Source organism: Polyangium mundeleinium (genome assembly GCF_028369105.1).
In the GTDB taxonomy this organism is placed as follows: Bacteria; Myxococcota_A; Polyangia; order Polyangiales; family Polyangiaceae; genus Polyangium; species Polyangium mundeleinium.
The window spans coordinates 3971097-3986924 of sequence record NZ_JAQNDO010000001.1 but is presented as its reverse complement, the minus strand read 5'-3'; the positions used below and the strand labels follow the sequence as shown (position 1 = coordinate 3986924).

Genomic DNA, 15828 nt, shown 5'->3' with positions numbered 1-15828 from the left:
GGAAACCTCCGTCAGGCTCAGCAAATCCTCGGGAGCTGCTCGCCCGCAGGGATGTCGAGCAACCGGTTCGTGCCGAGACGGCTTCGGAGCGTGACCCGGCCGGCCCGACCAGGCGCCGCGTTGTCAAGGACTCTCCCGATCCGCACTGGCTCTGGGGCCGCCGGATGGGCGCGCATGACGTCGATAGCCGCCACCGCGTGCTCCTCCGGCACGAACGCGACGAGCCGGCCCTCGCACGCGACGTAGAGCGGATCAAGTCCGAAGAGCTCGCACGCGCCCGCCACCGTCTCGTTCACGGGAACCGCGTGCTCGTCGATTTCGATGTCGACGCCCGCGTCCAGGGCAATCTCATTGAGCGCCGACGCGAGCCCGCCGCGCGTCGGATCGCGAAGGCAATGCGGCACGACCCCCGCCGAGAGCAGCGCGGCGACGAGCCCGTCAAGCGGCGCGCAATCGCTCTCGAGCGCACCCGTGATCGTGAGCCCCTCGCGCATCGAGAGCACCGCGATTCCATGGCGCCCGAGGTCGCCGCTCACGAGAACCTCGTCGCCCGGCCGAACCGCGCGAGGCTCGATCGTGATCCCCTCCGGCACGACACCCACACCCGTCGTCGTGACAAATATCCCGTCTCCCTTGCCGCGATCCACGACTTTCGTGTCACCCGTGACGATCTCCATCCCCGACGCGCGGGCGGCGTCGCGCATCGAGGCGACCACACGGATGAGGTCGGCCATGGGAAGGCCCTCCTCCAGCACGAAGGCGACGGCGAGCCAGCGGGGCGCAGCACCGGTCATGGCGAGATCGTTGATCGTGCCGCAAACGGCGAGCTTGCCGATGTCTCCGCCCGGGAAGAACAGCGGCCGCACCACGTAGCCATCGGTGGTCATCGCGATGCGGCCCTTGGGAGCCTCCACGACCGCGCTGTCGTGCCGCGCAGAGAGCGCGGCGCCCCCGAACGCGGGCATGAAAATCTGCTCGACGAGCTCGCGTGAAAGACGCCCGCCGCCGCCGTGCGCGAGCTGCACCGTCCGGTGCCGGAGCGGCGCCGGGCATGCGAGCTCGAAATCGCGCGTGGTCACGACCCAGTCCTCCGGTAACGATAATAGGCCGCGCAGGCGCCCTCGGAGGACACCATCGTCGCTCCGAGCGGCGTCTCAGGCGTGCAGCGTGTGCCGAATGCCGGGCAGGCCGAGGGTTTCTCGATCCCTTGCAGCACCAGGCCGCTGATGCACACCGACGGCTCCTCGGTCGAGATCGTTCCCACGTTGAAAAGCGCCTCCGCGTCATGCTGCGCGTACTCGGGGCGGAGCCCGAGCCCACTCTCCGGGATATCGCCGATTCCACGCCATTTCCGCGGCACGACCCTGAACACCTCCGCGACGACGCGCATGGCCTCGCGGTTGCCCTCGGGGCGCGCCGATCGCGCATACTGGTTCTCGACCTCCGCCCGCCCCTCCTCGAGCTGCACGACGCACATGTGGATGCCCTGCAGAAGGTCCGCCGGCTCGAAGCCCGTGACCACGATGGGCGTGCGATGGCGTGCAGCGATGGGCCGGTACTCGTCCATGCCCATCACCGTGCACACGTGGCCCGCTGCGAGGAAGGCGTCGACCCGACAACGCGGCGAGGAGAGGATCGCGGAGAGCGCCGGGGGCACGAGCACGTGGGAGACGAGCATCGAGAAGTTGCATATGCCGCGCCGCCGCGCCTCGCGTACGGCCATGGCATTCGCTGGAGCCGTGGTTTCGAAGCCTACCCCGAAAAACACGACCTCCCTGCCCTGGTTCTGGCGGGCAATCTCCAGCGCATCGAGCGGCGAATAGACGATGCGCACGTCGGCTCCCTCGCTCTTCGCACAGAAGAGGTCCGAGCGCGTCCCCGGCACGCGCAGCATGTCGCCGAACGAACAGAAGATCACTCCGGGCTTGGCCGCAATGGCGAGGGCGCGGTCGATCATCTCCAGCGGCGTCACGCATACGGGACAGCCGGGACCGTGCAAGAGCTCGAGCCCCGGCGGGAGCAGCGCGTCGATGCCGAAGCGTACGATGGAGTGCGTCTGGCCGCCGCAGACCTCCATGATCCGCCACGCGCGCGTGGCCCTCGCGGTGATGGCGGCTGCGTAGCGGCGGCAGACATCGGCGTCGCGGTACTCATCCACGTACCTCATGCGGTCCTCCCATCCGGCCTGCGCCCGAGCTCGCCGAGGTCCCCGATCTCCTCCAGATAGGAGAAGACGCGAGCCGCCTCGGCCTCATCGATGCGGGAGATCGCAAATCCCACGTGCACGATCACCCAGTCTCCCTCGCCCGCCTCGGGTACGTATTCTAGGCATACATCCCGCACGACGCCGCCGAATGCGACGTGCCCATACCGGAGATCGCCCTCCCGCACATCCAGGATTCTCCCCGGCACCCCCAAACACATCACCGTCCTCCATTTCTACATTCGTGGCTCCTCGCGGCAATCGCCGCCTGGCCTACGGAGATCCCGCCGTCGTTCGTCGGGACGCGTGCCGGCAGGCGCACGTCGAACCCGTCCGCGCGCAGCCGCGAGGTAAGCGCACGAGTGAGCAGATCATTCTGGAAGCAGCCGCCCGCGAGCACCACGCGAGGCAGATTCACTCGCTCCGCAACACGAGCGCCGAGATCGACCAGGCCCGCGTGGAATCGAGCCGCAATCTCGGCGAGCGGCCGACCGGCGGCCCGATCCGTCAATACGGCCCGCACGAGTGGCCCCGTGTCGGCAACCGAGGGGGCCCCATCCGAAAGTGGCAGTGGGTAAGGCTCCGGGTGCGGATCGGGGTGCGTCGCGGCGCACCATTCGAGCTCCATGGCCGCCTGCCCCTCGAACGAGCATGTGTTCCCCAGGCCGAGAAGCGCCGCAACCGCGTCGAAGAGCCGCCCCACGCTGGTCGAGAGCGGTGCCGCAAACCCGCGGGCCATCGCTGCGAGCAGACAGGACACGGCAGGCTCGTCCCATAGCCCGCGCGCCGCCGCGAGGGTATCCGGGCCGAGCGTCGCGTAAAGCAGGCCGAGCGCGCTCCGACGTGGCTCGCGGGCAGCGCGATCGCCGCCCGGTAGGTGGAATGGCAAAAGGTGCGCGACGCGGCGGAAGCCGGAAACGCCCGCGACAAGCGCCTCGCCGCCCCACGCGCTGCCGTCTGCCCCGAGCCCCACACCATCCCACGCGAGGCCGAGCACCTCGCCTTCATCCAGGCCGTGCTCGGCCACCACGGACACTACGTGGGCGTGGTGGTGCTGCACGCGCACGAGCTCTGCGCCCCATTCGCGTGCAAGTCGCTCGGCGAGGAGGCTCGACGCGTAGTCCGGGTGCAGGTCGCATGCAATGACGGAGGGGCGCAGGTCGAAGAAGCGAGTCATGTCCCTTATCGTGCGCTCGAGCAGATCCACGGCGGCGGGCCCATCCAGATCGCCGAGATGCTGGCTCGTCAAAAGCTCGCCGCCCGCGGCGAAGGTGATCGTGCTCTTCAGGTGCGCGCCGACGCCGAGAACGGGTGCATCGGCGGCCCATCGTCCAATGGAGCTGGGCGCAAACCCTCGGGCGCGCCTGATCACGGAAATGCCGTCCGGGCCCGCACGCACCACGGAGTCGTCGATGGCCCGCACAATGGGGCGGTCATGAACGAGAAACAGATCGGCGATGCCCGCGAGACGTGTGAGGGCCTCCGGCACGTCCACGGCGAGCGGCTCCCCCGAGAGATTGCCGCTCGTGCAAACGAGCGGGCGGCCGGCGGCCTCGGCCATCAATCGGTGCAGCGGTGAGGCCGGCAGCATCGCGCCCACGAGCGGACTCCGCGGCGCCACCTCGGGGGCGACGATGGAGGGCACTCGGCGGCGCGCGAGCACGATGGGCGCCTCCGGGCCCACGAGCGCGCGCATCTCCTCGGCAGAGAGCACGGCCGCTGCGGCTGCAGCGTGCGCGTCCTCGAAGAGCACCGCGAAGGGCTTCTCATCGCGCCGCTTCCGGCGGCGGAGCACCCTCACCGCATCACTGTCGGTCGCGTCCACCAGGAGCTGGAATCCCCCCACGCCCCGCAGCGCGACGACGCGACCTGCGCGCAGCGCCGACGCGGCGGCTCGGAGCGCAAGCTCCGCCTCGGCGATCTCCTTACCCGCAGGCGACAGCAGGGAAAGGCGGGGACCACAGCGCGGGCAGGCGATCGTCTCGGCGTGGAAGCGACGGTTGCTCGGGTCCTCGTATTCGTGCCGGCAGTCGTCGCAAAGCGCGAAGGTCCGCATGGAAGTGCGGTGGCGATCGTACGGCAGCGATTCGATGATCGTGTAGCGCGGTCCGCAGCGGGCGCATGTGGTGAAGGGATAGCCGCGGCGCCGGCCCTCCGGGGCGAGGGTTTCGGCCATGCAATCGGCGCAGGTCGCGAGATCCGCGGGCACCAGCGGCGCGGGCCGCGCGCCCTCCTCGCTCGGCAGGATCGAGAACCCGGAAGGTGGCGCCGCGCCTGTGCGCGCGGGGAGCTCGCGGCGTTCGATTCGCGTGACGGCGCCCGGCTTGGGCAAGTCGAACTCGAGCGCGCGGACGAACGCCTCGATCTCCTCGGGAAACCCCTCGGCCTCGATTTCCACGGCGCTACATTCATTCTTGACCCAGCCCGACAAACCGAGCGCCATGGCCTTACAATAGACGAACGGCCGGAAGCCCACGCCCTGAACGATCCCCTCCACGTGCAAGGACACGCGCGCCATAGCGTCCTCCTAATCAACCACCATGCAATCGATACCGAGACCTGTTGGCCCGAGGAGCGTGGCCTCGGTGGAGCCACATCGAGGGCAAAGGAGCAGGTGCTGCTCGGGCCGGTAGGTCTTCCGGCAGGCGTGGCACTCGGCCTCGACCCGGAGGAGCACGAGATCGAGCCGCGCCCCCTCGGCCTTGGTTCCGCAGGCGTACGCGGCGAAATGAAACGCAATCGCCTGCGGGTCGAGCTGCTCCGTTTCGGCAACCCAGCCTCGCACCGCACGTACGTGTGCCGCACCCTCGTCGTTCGCTCGCGCGAGCGCCAAACGAAGAACCTCTTTGCCCAGCGAGGACTCGTGCATAAACGTCGGCTCCTCTTCAGCTCGCTCCCGCGACGAGGTTTCGCACGGCCTCGGTCGCGCGCGGGACGGCGGCGAGCGCCTCGGGCGACAGGCCATACGCAAGGCAAGCCGGACGCTCGACGGAGATCGCGACGATCGAGATGTCGCGACAGACCTTGTCTGGAGCGAGCGCGCGGGCGAGCCCGAGGACCTGCCCCACGGTCAGCCCGTGTGTCGAAATGGGTGCGATATCGCGCGCGTCGAGCGTCTCCTCCGCGAGCACGTGCACCGTGCCAGCGCCGCCGCCACCACCGAGGGCCGCGTCCACGAGGATCACGCGGTGCGCGCCCTCCAGAAGGGGCAGGAGCGCGGAAGGCTCGTCCACCTCGCAGAGGTCGACCCCCTCGCCTGCGCCCTGCGCCCGCAATGCGTCGAGCACGGCCGGCCCCACACCGTCATCGCCCGCCGCACGCTGGCCTATGGCAATCACGCGAACAACCACGTCAATCCTCCCGCTCGATTGCGAGGCGCAAAAAGTGGGTCGAGCAGGAGATGCAGGGATCGAAGTTGCGCACGGCCTGCTCGGCACGCCGCGTGGCCGCCGCGTGGGGCATCGCGGCGAGCGTCGGGGCGAGCTGCCAGAGATCCTGCTCGATGCATTTCTGGTTCTGGGAGGTGGGCGGGACGATGCGGGCGTCCTCGACGAGCCCAGTCTCGTCCAGCGTGTATTTGTGCCAGAGCATGCCGCGCGGCGCCTCCGTGCAGCCATGCCCTGTGGCCATGCGCGGGGTCACCGCGATCGCAGGCGCGTCGGGCGGCGCGTACCCGTGGATGATTCGGATCGCCTCGTCGAACGCTTGGATGATTTCGACCATGCGCGCGAGCAGGCTCTTGTATACGTTACGGCAGGGCGGGACGAACTCCACGCGCTCTGCGGCGTCACGGGCCCGTTCGCCGAGCCGATCGAAGTTCAGGTTGAACCGAGCGAGGGGCCCGCACTGATAGTCGCTTCGGCCGCGAACGACCGAGTGCAGCGCGGTCGAGTGAGGCACTTGCAGCTCGGCGAAGTGCTCCTCGTACGCGTGCAGGTCGATGTCGAGGCCCTTGTTCGAGACGATACGACCCTCGCAGAATGGGTACTCGTCCGCATGGCGCAGCGCGACGTACTCGTAATCACGCTCGAACGCCGGGAACTCGAACTGCGCCGCCCAGTCGAGGCACATCTCCGCATCACCGAGCGCAGTTTCCAGCGCGGGCAAGAGCACCGATAGCTCAGTCCGTGTCGGCACGCGGTAGAACCCGCCGACCTTGACGTTGATCGGATGGATCTCCCGTCCGCCGAGGGCGGCCACGATCGCATTCCCAGCCTTCTTGATGCCGAGGCCGCGCGTGACCCATTCGCGGTGGTCCTTCGCCATCGCGATCGCGTCCTCGTAGCCCAGGAAATCGGGCGCGTGCAGCATGAACACGTGCAGCCCGTGGCTCTCGATCCACTCACCGCAGTAAAGCAGACGCCGAAGCGCGCGGAGCGTGCCGTCCGTCCGTATGCCGAGCGCGTCCTCGATCGCGTGGCAGGCGCTCATCTGGTAAGCGACGGGACAGATGCCGCAGATGCGCGCGACGATATCCGGCACTTCCAGGTACGCCCTGCCGCGCAGGAACGCCTCGAAGAAGCGAGGCGGCTCGAAGATACGCAGCTCGACCGCCGAGGGTTTGTCTCCCTTGAACCGGATGGTGAGCGCCCCCTCGCCCTCGACGCGCGCGAGGTAATTGACCTTGATCGTCCTAGCCACGGCGCCCCTCCTTCGGCCGGATCTGCACGAGCTGCTCTTCCTGCGCCCTCCGGAACGGCGGCGCGGCCGCGTTGAACGTGGCGTAGGTGCGCGCGATGTCCTCGTGGCTCGCGCCTGCGGCGACGAGCGCCCATTCGAGCCCGCCCGTATTGGTCGTCTCGGCCGGGCCGAAGCAGCCATAACAACCGCGATGGTACGTCGGGCAGAGGGCGCCACAGCCCGCGTGCGTGACCGGGCCGAGGCAGGGCGTCCCGTGCGCGACCATGACACAGACGTTCCCGCGCAGCTTGCATTGCACGCACACCGAGTGGCTCGCGATCGACGGCTTTCGGTCGGAGAGCAGCGCCGAGAGCACCGCGAGGAGCTGGCGCTTGTCGATGGGGCAACCGCGGAGCTCGTAATCGACCTTCACGTGGTTTGCGATGGGCGTCGAGGTCGCGAGCGTGTCGATGTACTCCGGTCGCGCATAGACGATGCGCGCGAATTCCTTCACGTCACGGAAGTTGCGGAGCGCCTGGACGCCGCCCGCCGTGGCGCACGCGCCGATGGTGACGAGGACGCGCGACTGGGCGCGGACCTCGCGAATCCGCTCGGCGTCGTGCGGTGTGGTGATCGAGCCCTCGACCAGGCTGATGTCGTACGGGCCCCGAAGGACCCTGCTCGACGCCTCGGCGAAGCTCGCGATCCGAACGGCGTCGGCCAGGACGAGCAGCTCGTCCTCGCAATCGAGGAGGCTGAGCTGGCAGCCATCGCAGGAGGCGAACTTGAAGACGGCAAGCTTGGGTTTCTTCTTCCGTGTAGGCACGCTACACCTCCCTCACCAGGAGCAGGTCCTGCACCCGGTCGTAGCGGTACACGGGGCCGTCTTTGCACACGAAGGACGGGCCGAACTGGCAATGACCGCAAAGGCCGATGCCGCAGCGCATGTTGCGCTCCATGGTGATCCATATCCGGTCCAACGAAACGCCGAGTCGCTCGAGCTCGCGGGCGCAGAAGCGCATCATGATCTCAGGGCCGCAAATCATGGCGAACGCTCTTCCTGGATCGAATGCGGCCCGGCTGATGAGCTTGGTGACGACACCCGTATTTCCTCGCCAATCGCTCCCGGCCGTGTCGACCGTGACCTCGACCTCGACGTCGAGCCTGCCGCGCCAGCGCTCGATCTCCTTGCGGTAGAGGATGTCGTCGGGGGTGCGGGTGCCATAGAGCAAAGCGACCTTGCCGAACGCTTCGCGACGGCGGAGCGCGTGGTAGACGACGGGGCGCAGCGGGGCGAGGCCGATGCCACCGGCGATCACCATGAGATCTCTCCCCTCGGCCTCACGGACCGGCCAGGCGCTACCGAACGGCCCGCGCACGCCCACGACGTCACCACGACCGAGGCGCTCGAGGGCGCGCGTCACCGCGCCCACGGCGCGGATCGTGTGTTCGAGCCGATCCGGCCGGTGGGGATCGCCGCAGATCGAAATGGCCGATTCACCGGCGCCGAACGGGTACAGCATGTTGAATTGCCCCGGCAGGAACGGAAAACCGCCGCGGGCAGAGACGTCGAGCTCGAACGTGAAAACACCGTGCGTCTCCCGCTTCGCTCGCGCGATGCGGAGCGGCTCGGGGAGCATGGGGTCGGGGTCGGGGGAGACGCTCATGGCCGGGCCCGATAGACGTCGAGCGCCTGCAGCCGCGCCCGCTGCAGGCGGCTGTGGACCTCGTTCAAAAGCCGTCGGGTGAAGGCGTACCCGAAGTCGTGGTCGGCTTCGAGCTTGGCGCGCAAGCAGGCGCCATCGATTGCGAAGAGGTGTGCAAGATGGATTCCGCGCGCATCGAGCCCCCACCGATAGGGTGGAAAGAGCGTCGACCAGCCGAGCGCGTCGCCCCCGCCGACGGTCTCGGCCACGATGGTTCCACGGGCGCCGTCGTGGATCTCGAGGGCGATTTTTCCGGAGCGAATGAGATAAAGCTCATCGGCGCGCTCGCCCTCGCGGAAGAGGAACTGGCCCTCGTCGAGACGGACGTTCCTGACGCAGCCGCTCAGGAAGTCGACGTGCGCATCGGACATGCCGACGACGAGGGGATGCTGCGCGAGCGATCGGGCGAGGGATTCCTTCTCCATGCTCCTCGTTCAGCCGTCCTTTTCCGGCAGCCCGACGGCGGCAGCCTCTTCTGTGATGTCGATCCCCACGGGGCACCAGGTGATACAGCGTCCGCAGCCTACGCAGCCGGAAGATCCGAACTGGTCGTGCCAGCCGGCGAGCTTGTGGGTGAGCCATTGACGATAGCGAGCCTTGATCGAGCTGCGCACGGATCCGCCGTGAACATGGGAGAAAGCGAGCGCGAAGCACGACTCCCAGCGCTTCGTGCGCTCGGCGGTCTCGCCTGCGAGATCGGTCGTGTCCTCGAATTCGGTACAGAAGCAGGTGGGGCAGACCATCGTGCAATTGCCGCAGGCCAGGCAGCGCGTCGCGACATCGTCCCAGCGCGGATGCTCCAGGTTTTTTTGAAGACGCTCCTTGAGCCCGCTCGTGTCGAGACGGCGACCCATGGTCGCGGCGGTGCGCTCGGAGACCAAAACCGCCGCACCCTTCTCCTCTGGATCGGCCGGACGAACGGGCAACTCCGCGGCGACGGCGGCGCCCTCGTCGCTGCCTATTTCGACGAGAAAGCGGTGGTCGCCTGGCTCCATGAGCTCGGTGAGAGCGAGATCGAACCCCCGCTCGGCGCGCGGGCCGGTCCCCATGGATGCGCAGAAGCATGTGTTTCCCGCGCGCATGCAATTCACCGCGACCACGAAAACGTCGCTTCTGCGTGCGGCATAACGAGGATCGGGGTGCTCGCCGTGGATGAGGATCCGGTCCTGGATTTCGATCGCGTGGATCTCGCAGGCGCGGGCGCCGAGCAGGGCGACGCGCTGGCGCGGCGTCGCGTCCGGGATGACGGAGAACCCCTCCTTGTTCCGCCGAATCTGGAACAAGCGCTCGACCGGTACATGGAAGGTTTCCTTCCAGGAATGCGGACCGAGGGTGAACGCAAAAAAGGCGTCATGATCGCGGCGCTCGAGGCGATAGCGGCCAGGCCCCTGGACGTCTTCGAGGCCAATCGGCAGGTCCGTGGCGCGCCGCACATCGTCGATCACGATTGCGCCGTCACGCGCCACGGGCCCGAGGACGCGGTAGCCGCGCCCGGCGAGCGCCCGGACGAGAGCGTCCAGATCGGCTGCTGCGAGGACGACGGGCAAGCGTGCAGCAGATGCAGGTATCGCGCGGTCAGGCGCAAGTGGTGCGGGGGCGGCATGGGGCATTGGCATACGGTAGCCGTTTCAAAAGACGCAAAACCGACAGCGGCAAGGGGGATGCCTCGCGTTGCTGGACAGGCGAGGCGTGAATCTTGCCGGCACGCTGGCAAGCGCCGCGGGCCCCGGGGGGGAGGTGACCATGGTCGGGCACGTGATCTGGTTCGAAAAGCTGTCGCGCGCGGACATCGCGTCGGCCGGTGGAAAAGGGGCCAATCTGGGCGAGCTCACGCGCGCGGGGCTGCCCGTGCCCCCCGGCTTCGTCATTCCTGCGGATGCGTTCCTCTGCTCGATGGAGGCCGCGGGGATACGGCAGCAGCTTGCCGAGCGTTTGGCGGGGCTCGATCCGGACGACGCAGCCGCTATGCGCGCGACGAGCACCGAGATGAGGCGCCTCGTCCGCGCAGCAGCGATACCGGCCGAGATCGAGGCGGAGATTGTCGATGCCTACCAAAAGTTCGGCCCCTCCCCCGCTGTTGCGGTGCGCTCGTCCGCCACCGCGGAGGACACGGCCACGACCTCGTTTGCCGGGATGCACGAGACGTACACGCACGTCGTTGGGCAGCAGGCGCTGCTCGAGCGCGTGCGCGACTGCTGGGCGTCCGCGTACGGCGAGCGCGTGGTCGCATATCGGAAGAGCGAGGGCCTTCGAGACGAGCCCGCCTTGGCGGTCGTGGTGCAGCGAATGGTGAGCTCCGATCGCTCGGGCGTGATCTTCACCGCGGACCCGGCGACGGCGGATACCTCACGCATCGTCATCGAGGCGGCATTTGGGCTCGGAGAAGTCGTGGTCGGTGGTCAGGTCGAGCCGGATACGTACACCGTATCGAAGCGTGGCCCCCGGCTGCTCGAGGCGCGCGTAGGACACAAGGCGTTCAAGGTCATCCGTGGCCCCGACGGCGCAGAACGACGCGTGGAGCTGTCGGAGGAGGAGGGGGGGCGCAGAGTGCTCCGCGACGAGGAAATCCTCGCGCTGGTGCGCCTGGCATTACAGGTCGAGGAACATTACGGCGCTCCGCAGGACATCGAATGGGCCGAGGAAGGCGGCGCCTTCTATCTGGTCCAGAGCCGGCCCATCACGACGCTCGGTGCACCACCGGAGCGAGGAGCGGTGCTCGTCTCCGGCCTCGGCGCCTCGCCGGGCATTGCGTCGGGTCGGGTGCGCGTCCTGCGCTCGCCGGGCGAGGGGCAAAGGCTCGAGGCGGGCGAGGTGCTCGTGGCGCCGATGACGTCGCCGGACTGGGTACCTACGATCCGACGCGCGGCGGCGCTCGTGACCGACAGCGGCGGAATGACCTGCCATGCCGCGATCGTCAGCCGCGAGCTGCGTATCCCGTGCGTGGTCGGCGCGCGCTCGGCGACCCGCCTGCTCCGGGATGGCGAGCTCGTCACCATCGACGGGGCGCGCGGTCAGGTGCTCGCGGGCGCCGCCCCCGCGGTCGAAAAGCCCAGGACGGCCTCCCCAGGGCCTGGGCAATCGGGCGCGCCTTCGCCTGCCGTTCTCGGCACGCGCCTTTACGTCAACCTGGCGATTGCAGACCGCGCCGAAGAGGTCGCCGCGCTGCCGGTGGACGGTGTGGGGCTCCTCCGAGCCGAGTTCATGCTGCTCGACGCGCTCGCCGGGGTGCACCCGAAGGAGCTGCTCGCGTCCGGCGGCCGCGACGACTTCATCCAGCGCATGTCAACGTCCCTGCTCCGCATCACCCGCGCCTTTCACCCCCGACCGGTCATCTATCGGACCTACGATTTCCGGACCAACGAGTTCCGCGGGCTGAAAGGGGGCGAGCGGTTCGAGCCCATCGAGGAGAATCCGATGATCGGATATCGCGGCTGCTATCGCTATGTGCGAGAACCCGAGCTGTTCGCCCTCGAACTCGACGTGCTCGCCCGGGTCCGTGAGGAGACGCCGAACTTGCACCTGATGATCCCGTTCGTGCGGACGCGCTGGGAGCTCGAAGCGTGCCTCGAGATGGTCGAGCGAAGCGCGCTCGGCCGCCAGCGAGGTCTTTGGCGATGGGTCATGGCCGAGGTCCCCTCGGTGGCGTACTGGATCCCTACGTATGCGCGCATGGGCATCGACGGTGTCTCCATCGGTTCGAACGACCTGACCCAGCTCATGCTGGGCGTGGATCGCGACTCGGGGTTGTGCGCCGAGCTCTTCGACGAATCGGACGCAGCCGTGCTCGACGCGATCAAGCGGATCGTCCGCGCGTGCCGGAAGGCCGGAATCACCTCCTCGTTATGCGGCCAGGCTCCGTCGAATCGGCCCGAGTTCGCCGAGCACCTGGTGCGGCTCGGCATCACATCGATCTCGGTCAACCCCGACGCAGAGCCGGCTGCACGGCGGGCGATTGCCGCGGCCGAGCGGCGCCTGCTGCTCGAGGCGGCGCGGCGGCCTTGAGCCTCGAGCCTCGTCATGACACTCGGCGCTGGACCTTGGCCTCCGCGGCGTCGAGCTTCCTGTCGAGGTAACGGCCCAGTGCTTCGGTCATGGCCACGGCGGTGATCGCATTGGAGAAAATGCCGACACCCGGGACGAAGCCAAGGAGGAGATTCGCCACGAGGCGTGCGCCCGCACCGCCCCAGATGAGCCCCGAGAGCCGTCCCCACGGCGCCTTCCAGAGGCGAAGTCCACGTTTCCGCGTGAAGGCTGCCGCGTACCAGTAGTGAACGGGGATCACGAGGAGCTCGTCCGCCGCAGGGATTGGCTGCGTCACATGGCTGAGGACGCCGGAGAAGACATCGACTTGGGTCGTGAGGCGGCGTGTTTCGGGAGTCACGGAGCTCGAATGGGGTTGCCTTCCGCCGATCGACAGCCGTCGCGCCGTCAGAGCACCGAAGAGAGAAACCGCCGCGTCCGCTCGTCCTGGGGATTTTCGAAGACGGCTTTCGGCTCCCCCTGCTCCACGATGACGCCCTCGTCCATGAACACGAGGCGGGTCCCGACCTCCCGCGCGAACCCCATCTCGTGGGTCACCACGACCATGGTCGTCCCCTCCGATGCGAGCCGCTGCATCACGGCGAGCACCTCGGCCACCAGCTTCGGATCGAGCGCCGAGGTGACCTCGTCGAACAGAATCAGGTCCGGGCGCATGGCCAGGGCTCGTGCGATCGCCACCCGCTGCTGCTCGCCCCCGGAGAGCTGCCCTGGATGGCTCAGGGCCTTCTGGCCCAGCCCCACGTGCTCGAGCTCCGCCATGGCCCGCTCCCTGGCCTGATCCCTGGGCATGTGCAGCACCTTTTCCAGGGCAAGGGTGATGTTCCCCAGCGCCGTCTTGTGAGGAAAGAGGTTGAACGCCTGGAACACGATTCCCATGTGCGTTCGCACCTCGTTCAGGTTCACCCGAACGTCCGTGATGTCACGGCCCTTGAACCAGACATGCCCGGACGTCGGCTCTTCGAGCATGTCGATGCAGCGCAGGAGCGTGGATTTGCCCGAGCCAGAGGTGCCAATCACCACCAAGACGTGGCCGGACGCAAGGTCGAGGTCGATTCCCTTGAGCACATGCAGACTGCCACACCACTTGTGAATGGCCTCCAGCCGGATGAGCGGCGTGTCCGCCGGGACCGGCCCCGCCGGCCACACGAGCGCATTGGCCTCGCGGCTCATGCCACGGCCCCCACAAGACCGCTCCGCAGCCGCGTCTCGACCCAGGTCACCAGCCTGATCAGGGGCAGCGTGACGACGAGATAGCCGAGCCCGGAGGCGACATAAAATGTCGCGTTGAAGAACTGCGAGTAGCCCTGCGAGCCGACGGAGAAAAGGTCGCGCTGCGCGTACGTCAGCCCGAGAAAGGCGATGAGCGAGGTATCTTTGATCAAGATGACGAACTCGTTCATGAGGGGCGGGATGACCCGCCGCACGGCCTGGGGCACGATGACGTACCGCATCGATTGCATGTAGCCGAGCCCGAGCCCCCGGGCTGCTTCCATCTGGCCGCGCTCGATCGACTGGATACCAGCCCGGAACACCTCCGCGGAGTAGGCGCCGGTGTTGAGGGAGAAGGCCAGGATGGCGGCGGTGTAGGCGGACATGTTCACGCCGAGCCCGAGGGCCAGGCCGAAATAGATCAGAGATAGCTGGAGCAGGAGCGGCGTCCCTCGAAAGAGGTTGATGTACACGCGCACCGGAGCCCGTACGACCGCCCGTTTGGAAATCGTGAACACCGAGAGGACGAGGCCGAGGAGCACCCCGAAGAGCTCGCCCGTGCCGGCCAGGATGAGCGTATTTCTGGCTCCGTTCAGGAAGGCCTCGTATTGCGGTACGATCTGCTCGAAGCTCAGGAAGTTACGGGCGAACCTCTCCATGTCGCCCTGGATGAACCAGAGCAGGGCAAGGCCGGAGATCGAGGCCTGAAGGCCCAGCACCGCCCCGGCGATCGCCTCTTCCCGTGACACCCGGGTCGGCATGCGCCGGTAGGCCCCGAAGCCGAGCGCCATGGCGCCCGCGCCGAGCAGGCTCCCGGACACGAGGATCGTGAAAAGCTCGCTCGATTGCAGCGCCGCCGCGATCCGGTCCTCGCGCTGGATCCCGTATTCGGTCAGCACGGATGCCGTGCCCCCAAGCACGATCGCGAGGGCAAGCCCCCCGACGAGGGCGCTCACCACCCCGAGGGGCCGGCTCCCCTCGCGGAGCGCGGCGATCCCTCGAATTGGACGCGGCGCTGGTATCCGGTTCATACGCGCTCAACCGCTCGCCTTCACCGTGAGCGACTGCAGGGCTGAATAATAAGGCTTCGTGAACGACACGATTTTCTGCCGGGCCTTCACCGTGCCGTACGAGGGAGAGCCCTCCGGGGCGTACGCGGTCACGGCCGCGGCGACCACGTCAAACCTGCCCGCCGAGAGGCTCGTGAAAATGGTGTCGAAGTTCGAGTTGACCCACTTCGGGGTAAGGCATAGCTCCTTGGCGATGGCTTCGATGAGCTCGACATCGAATCCCGTCGGTTCGCCGCTCTCGGTGAAAAACTCGAAGGGCGGATAGGGGATGTCCGATCCGACCGTCAGCGTCCTCGGCTGGACCGTCGACAGCGAGGGGCAGCCAGAGAAGGGCACGGCCGTCGCCTCCTCCACATGAGACGGGAGCTGCTGCCTGGGGAAATACTTGGTGAAGATCGCCTTGTAGGTGCCGTCGGCGAACAGGTTCTCGAGCGCCTGGTCGATGCCCTGGAGGAGCGCGAGGTTTTCCTTGTGGACAGCGAATGCGTATTTTTCGCCATTGTCGATCCGCTGGACGATCTTCAGAACGGGCTTCCTCTCGACCACGTCCTCGGAGATCGGAAGGTCGTTGATGATGGCCTGGATCTGCCCCGCCTCGAGCGCGTTGTACATGTCCGGGGCCTTGATGAAGGTCACGATCTGGACGCCCCTCGGCGCAAGCGTGTCCTCCGCGTAGAACGCGCCGGTCGTGCCCCGCTGCACGCCAACCCTCGCCCCGGGCATGAGGTCGCTCACGCTCGTGATCGGGTGGGCGGGGAGCGAGGGCGGAGCCCTCTTGTCGCACGCCGCAGCGGCCCACACGGTCGCGGCGAGGAACGCGAGCGTCCAGGCGAATCGCTTCTGCATCCTTCTCCTCACGCAGCACGAACCGGGCACGAACCGGACCAGACGCCGGGCTCGCCCAACCCATCCATTCGTCGGGCTGGCGATCGAAGAGGCTGCACAGGTTGTCCAGGCGGGCGCAGGCTTCCTTGGCGCC

Annotated in this window: 16 protein-coding genes; 1 reads left to right on the top strand and 15 read right to left on the bottom strand. The window is 67.8% G+C overall.

Features of this window, described 5'->3' with window-relative positions:
- Positions 1-17 precede the first annotated feature (17 nt).
- From hypE to POL67_RS15955, 11 genes are read right to left on the bottom strand one after another with little or no spacing between them, the layout of a single operon-like run.
- Positions 18-1079 carry a hydrogenase expression/formation protein HypE gene (gene hypE, locus POL67_RS16005; RefSeq protein WP_271918223.1) on the bottom strand — a complete coding sequence of 354 codons (1062 nt, stop codon included), beginning with the start codon at positions 1077-1079 and terminating at the stop codon, positions 18-20.
- The gene (gene hypD / locus POL67_RS16000) at positions 1076-2167 is read right to left on the bottom strand and encodes a hydrogenase formation protein HypD (RefSeq protein WP_271918222.1); all 1092 of its coding nucleotides are present in this window, start codon (positions 2165-2167) and stop codon (positions 1076-1078) included. Before hypD ends, hypE begins: the two co-directional genes overlap by 4 nt.
- Positions 2164-2424 (bottom strand): HypC/HybG/HupF family hydrogenase formation chaperone, encoded by a 261-nt coding sequence (locus POL67_RS15995; protein WP_276076511.1) that lies wholly within the window; start codon positions 2422-2424, stop codon positions 2164-2166. The genes hypD and POL67_RS15995 overlap by 4 nt, the downstream gene beginning before the upstream one ends.
- Positions 2424-4721 (bottom strand): carbamoyltransferase HypF, encoded by a 2298-nt coding sequence (hypF, locus tag POL67_RS15990; RefSeq protein WP_271918220.1) that lies wholly within the window; start codon positions 4719-4721, stop codon positions 2424-2426. The genes POL67_RS15995 and hypF overlap by 1 nt, the downstream gene beginning before the upstream one ends.
- A 9-nt stretch (positions 4722-4730) precedes the next feature.
- The gene (locus POL67_RS15985; protein ID WP_271918219.1) at positions 4731-5072 is read right to left on the bottom strand and encodes a hydrogenase maturation nickel metallochaperone HypA/HybF; all 342 of its coding nucleotides are present in this window, start codon (positions 5070-5072) and stop codon (positions 4731-4733) included.
- 16 nt (positions 5073-5088) lie between these two features.
- Entirely contained in the window at positions 5089-5541 is a 453-nt protein-coding gene (locus tag POL67_RS15980; RefSeq protein ID WP_271918218.1) for a hydrogenase maturation protease, read from the bottom strand.
- 13 nt (positions 5542-5554) lie between these two features.
- Positions 5555-6844 carry a Ni/Fe hydrogenase subunit alpha gene (locus tag POL67_RS15975; protein WP_271918217.1) on the bottom strand — a complete coding sequence of 430 codons (1290 nt, stop codon included), beginning with the start codon at positions 6842-6844 and terminating at the stop codon, positions 5555-5557.
- Positions 6837-7649 carry an NADH-quinone oxidoreductase subunit B family protein gene (locus POL67_RS15970; RefSeq protein WP_271918216.1) on the bottom strand — a complete coding sequence of 271 codons (813 nt, stop codon included), beginning with the start codon at positions 7647-7649 and terminating at the stop codon, positions 6837-6839. The genes POL67_RS15975 and POL67_RS15970 overlap by 8 nt, the downstream gene beginning before the upstream one ends.
- A 1-nt stretch (position 7650) precedes the next feature.
- The gene (locus POL67_RS15965) at positions 7651-8490 is read right to left on the bottom strand and encodes an FAD/NAD(P)-binding protein (RefSeq protein WP_271918215.1); all 840 of its coding nucleotides are present in this window, start codon (positions 8488-8490) and stop codon (positions 7651-7653) included.
- Positions 8487-8954, bottom strand: coding sequence for a cyclic nucleotide-binding domain-containing protein (locus tag POL67_RS15960; protein ID WP_271918214.1), 468 nt, complete (start codon positions 8952-8954; stop codon positions 8487-8489). Before POL67_RS15960 ends, POL67_RS15965 begins: the two co-directional genes overlap by 4 nt.
- 9 nt (positions 8955-8963) lie before the next feature.
- Positions 8964-10076: a 4Fe-4S dicluster domain-containing protein gene (locus tag POL67_RS15955; protein ID WP_271918213.1), complete on the bottom strand. Its 1113-nt coding sequence runs from the start codon at positions 10074-10076 to the stop codon at positions 8964-8966.
- A 142-nt stretch (positions 10077-10218) separates the two neighbouring features.
- Here POL67_RS15955 and ppsA point away from each other — a divergent pair, with 142 nt between their 5' ends.
- Entirely contained in the window at positions 10219-12531 is a 2313-nt protein-coding gene (gene ppsA / locus POL67_RS15950; RefSeq protein ID WP_308789533.1) for a phosphoenolpyruvate synthase, read from the top strand.
- Positions 12532-12544: 13 nt separating this feature from the next.
- Here ppsA and POL67_RS15945 read toward each other — a convergent pair whose 3' ends face one another.
- The 4 genes from POL67_RS15945 to POL67_RS15930 all read right to left on the bottom strand — a co-directional run bounded on the left by POL67_RS15945 (position 12545) and on the right by POL67_RS15930 (position 15695).
- Positions 12545-12910 (bottom strand): hypothetical protein, encoded by a 366-nt coding sequence (locus POL67_RS15945; protein WP_271918212.1) that lies wholly within the window; start codon positions 12908-12910, stop codon positions 12545-12547.
- 47 nt (positions 12911-12957) lie between these two features.
- On the bottom strand, positions 12958-13740 hold the full coding sequence (locus POL67_RS15940) for an amino acid ABC transporter ATP-binding protein (protein WP_271918211.1): 783 nt from the start codon (positions 13738-13740) through the stop codon (positions 12958-12960).
- A complete protein-coding gene (locus POL67_RS15935; RefSeq protein ID WP_271918210.1) occupies positions 13737-14735 on the bottom strand; it encodes an amino acid ABC transporter permease in 999 nt (332 codons plus the stop codon). Before POL67_RS15935 ends, POL67_RS15940 begins: the two co-directional genes overlap by 4 nt.
- Before the next feature lie 81 nt (positions 14736-14816).
- On the bottom strand, positions 14817-15695 hold the full coding sequence (locus POL67_RS15930; protein ID WP_271918209.1) for a transporter substrate-binding domain-containing protein: 879 nt from the start codon (positions 15693-15695) through the stop codon (positions 14817-14819).
- Positions 15696-15828 lie beyond the last annotated feature (133 nt).

Coding starts and splice junctions, on each gene's coding strand:
- POL67_RS15985 (WP_271918219.1), bottom strand. CDS start 5,072: ATGCACGAGTCCTCGCTGGGCAAAGAGGTTCTTCGTTTGGCGCTCGCG.
- POL67_RS15940 (WP_271918211.1), bottom strand. CDS start 13,740: ATGAGCCGCGAGGCCAATGCGCTCGTGTGGCCGGCGGGGCCGGTCCCG.
- POL67_RS15960 (WP_271918214.1), bottom strand. CDS start 8,954: ATGGAGAAGGAATCCCTCGCCCGATCGCTCGCGCAGCATCCCCTCGTC.
- POL67_RS15930 (WP_271918209.1), bottom strand. CDS start 15,695: ATGCAGAAGCGATTCGCCTGGACGCTCGCGTTCCTCGCCGCGACCGTG.
- hypD (WP_271918222.1), bottom strand. CDS start 2,167: ATGAGGTACGTGGATGAGTACCGCGACGCCGATGTCTGCCGCCGCTAC.
- POL67_RS15995 (WP_276076511.1), bottom strand. CDS start 2,424: ATGTGTTTGGGGGTGCCGGGGAGAATCCTGGATGTGCGGGAGGGCGAT.
- POL67_RS15965 (WP_271918215.1), bottom strand. CDS start 8,490: ATGAGCGTCTCCCCCGACCCCGACCCCATGCTCCCCGAGCCGCTCCGC.
- hypF (WP_271918220.1), bottom strand. CDS start 4,721: ATGGCGCGCGTGTCCTTGCACGTGGAGGGGATCGTTCAGGGCGTGGGC.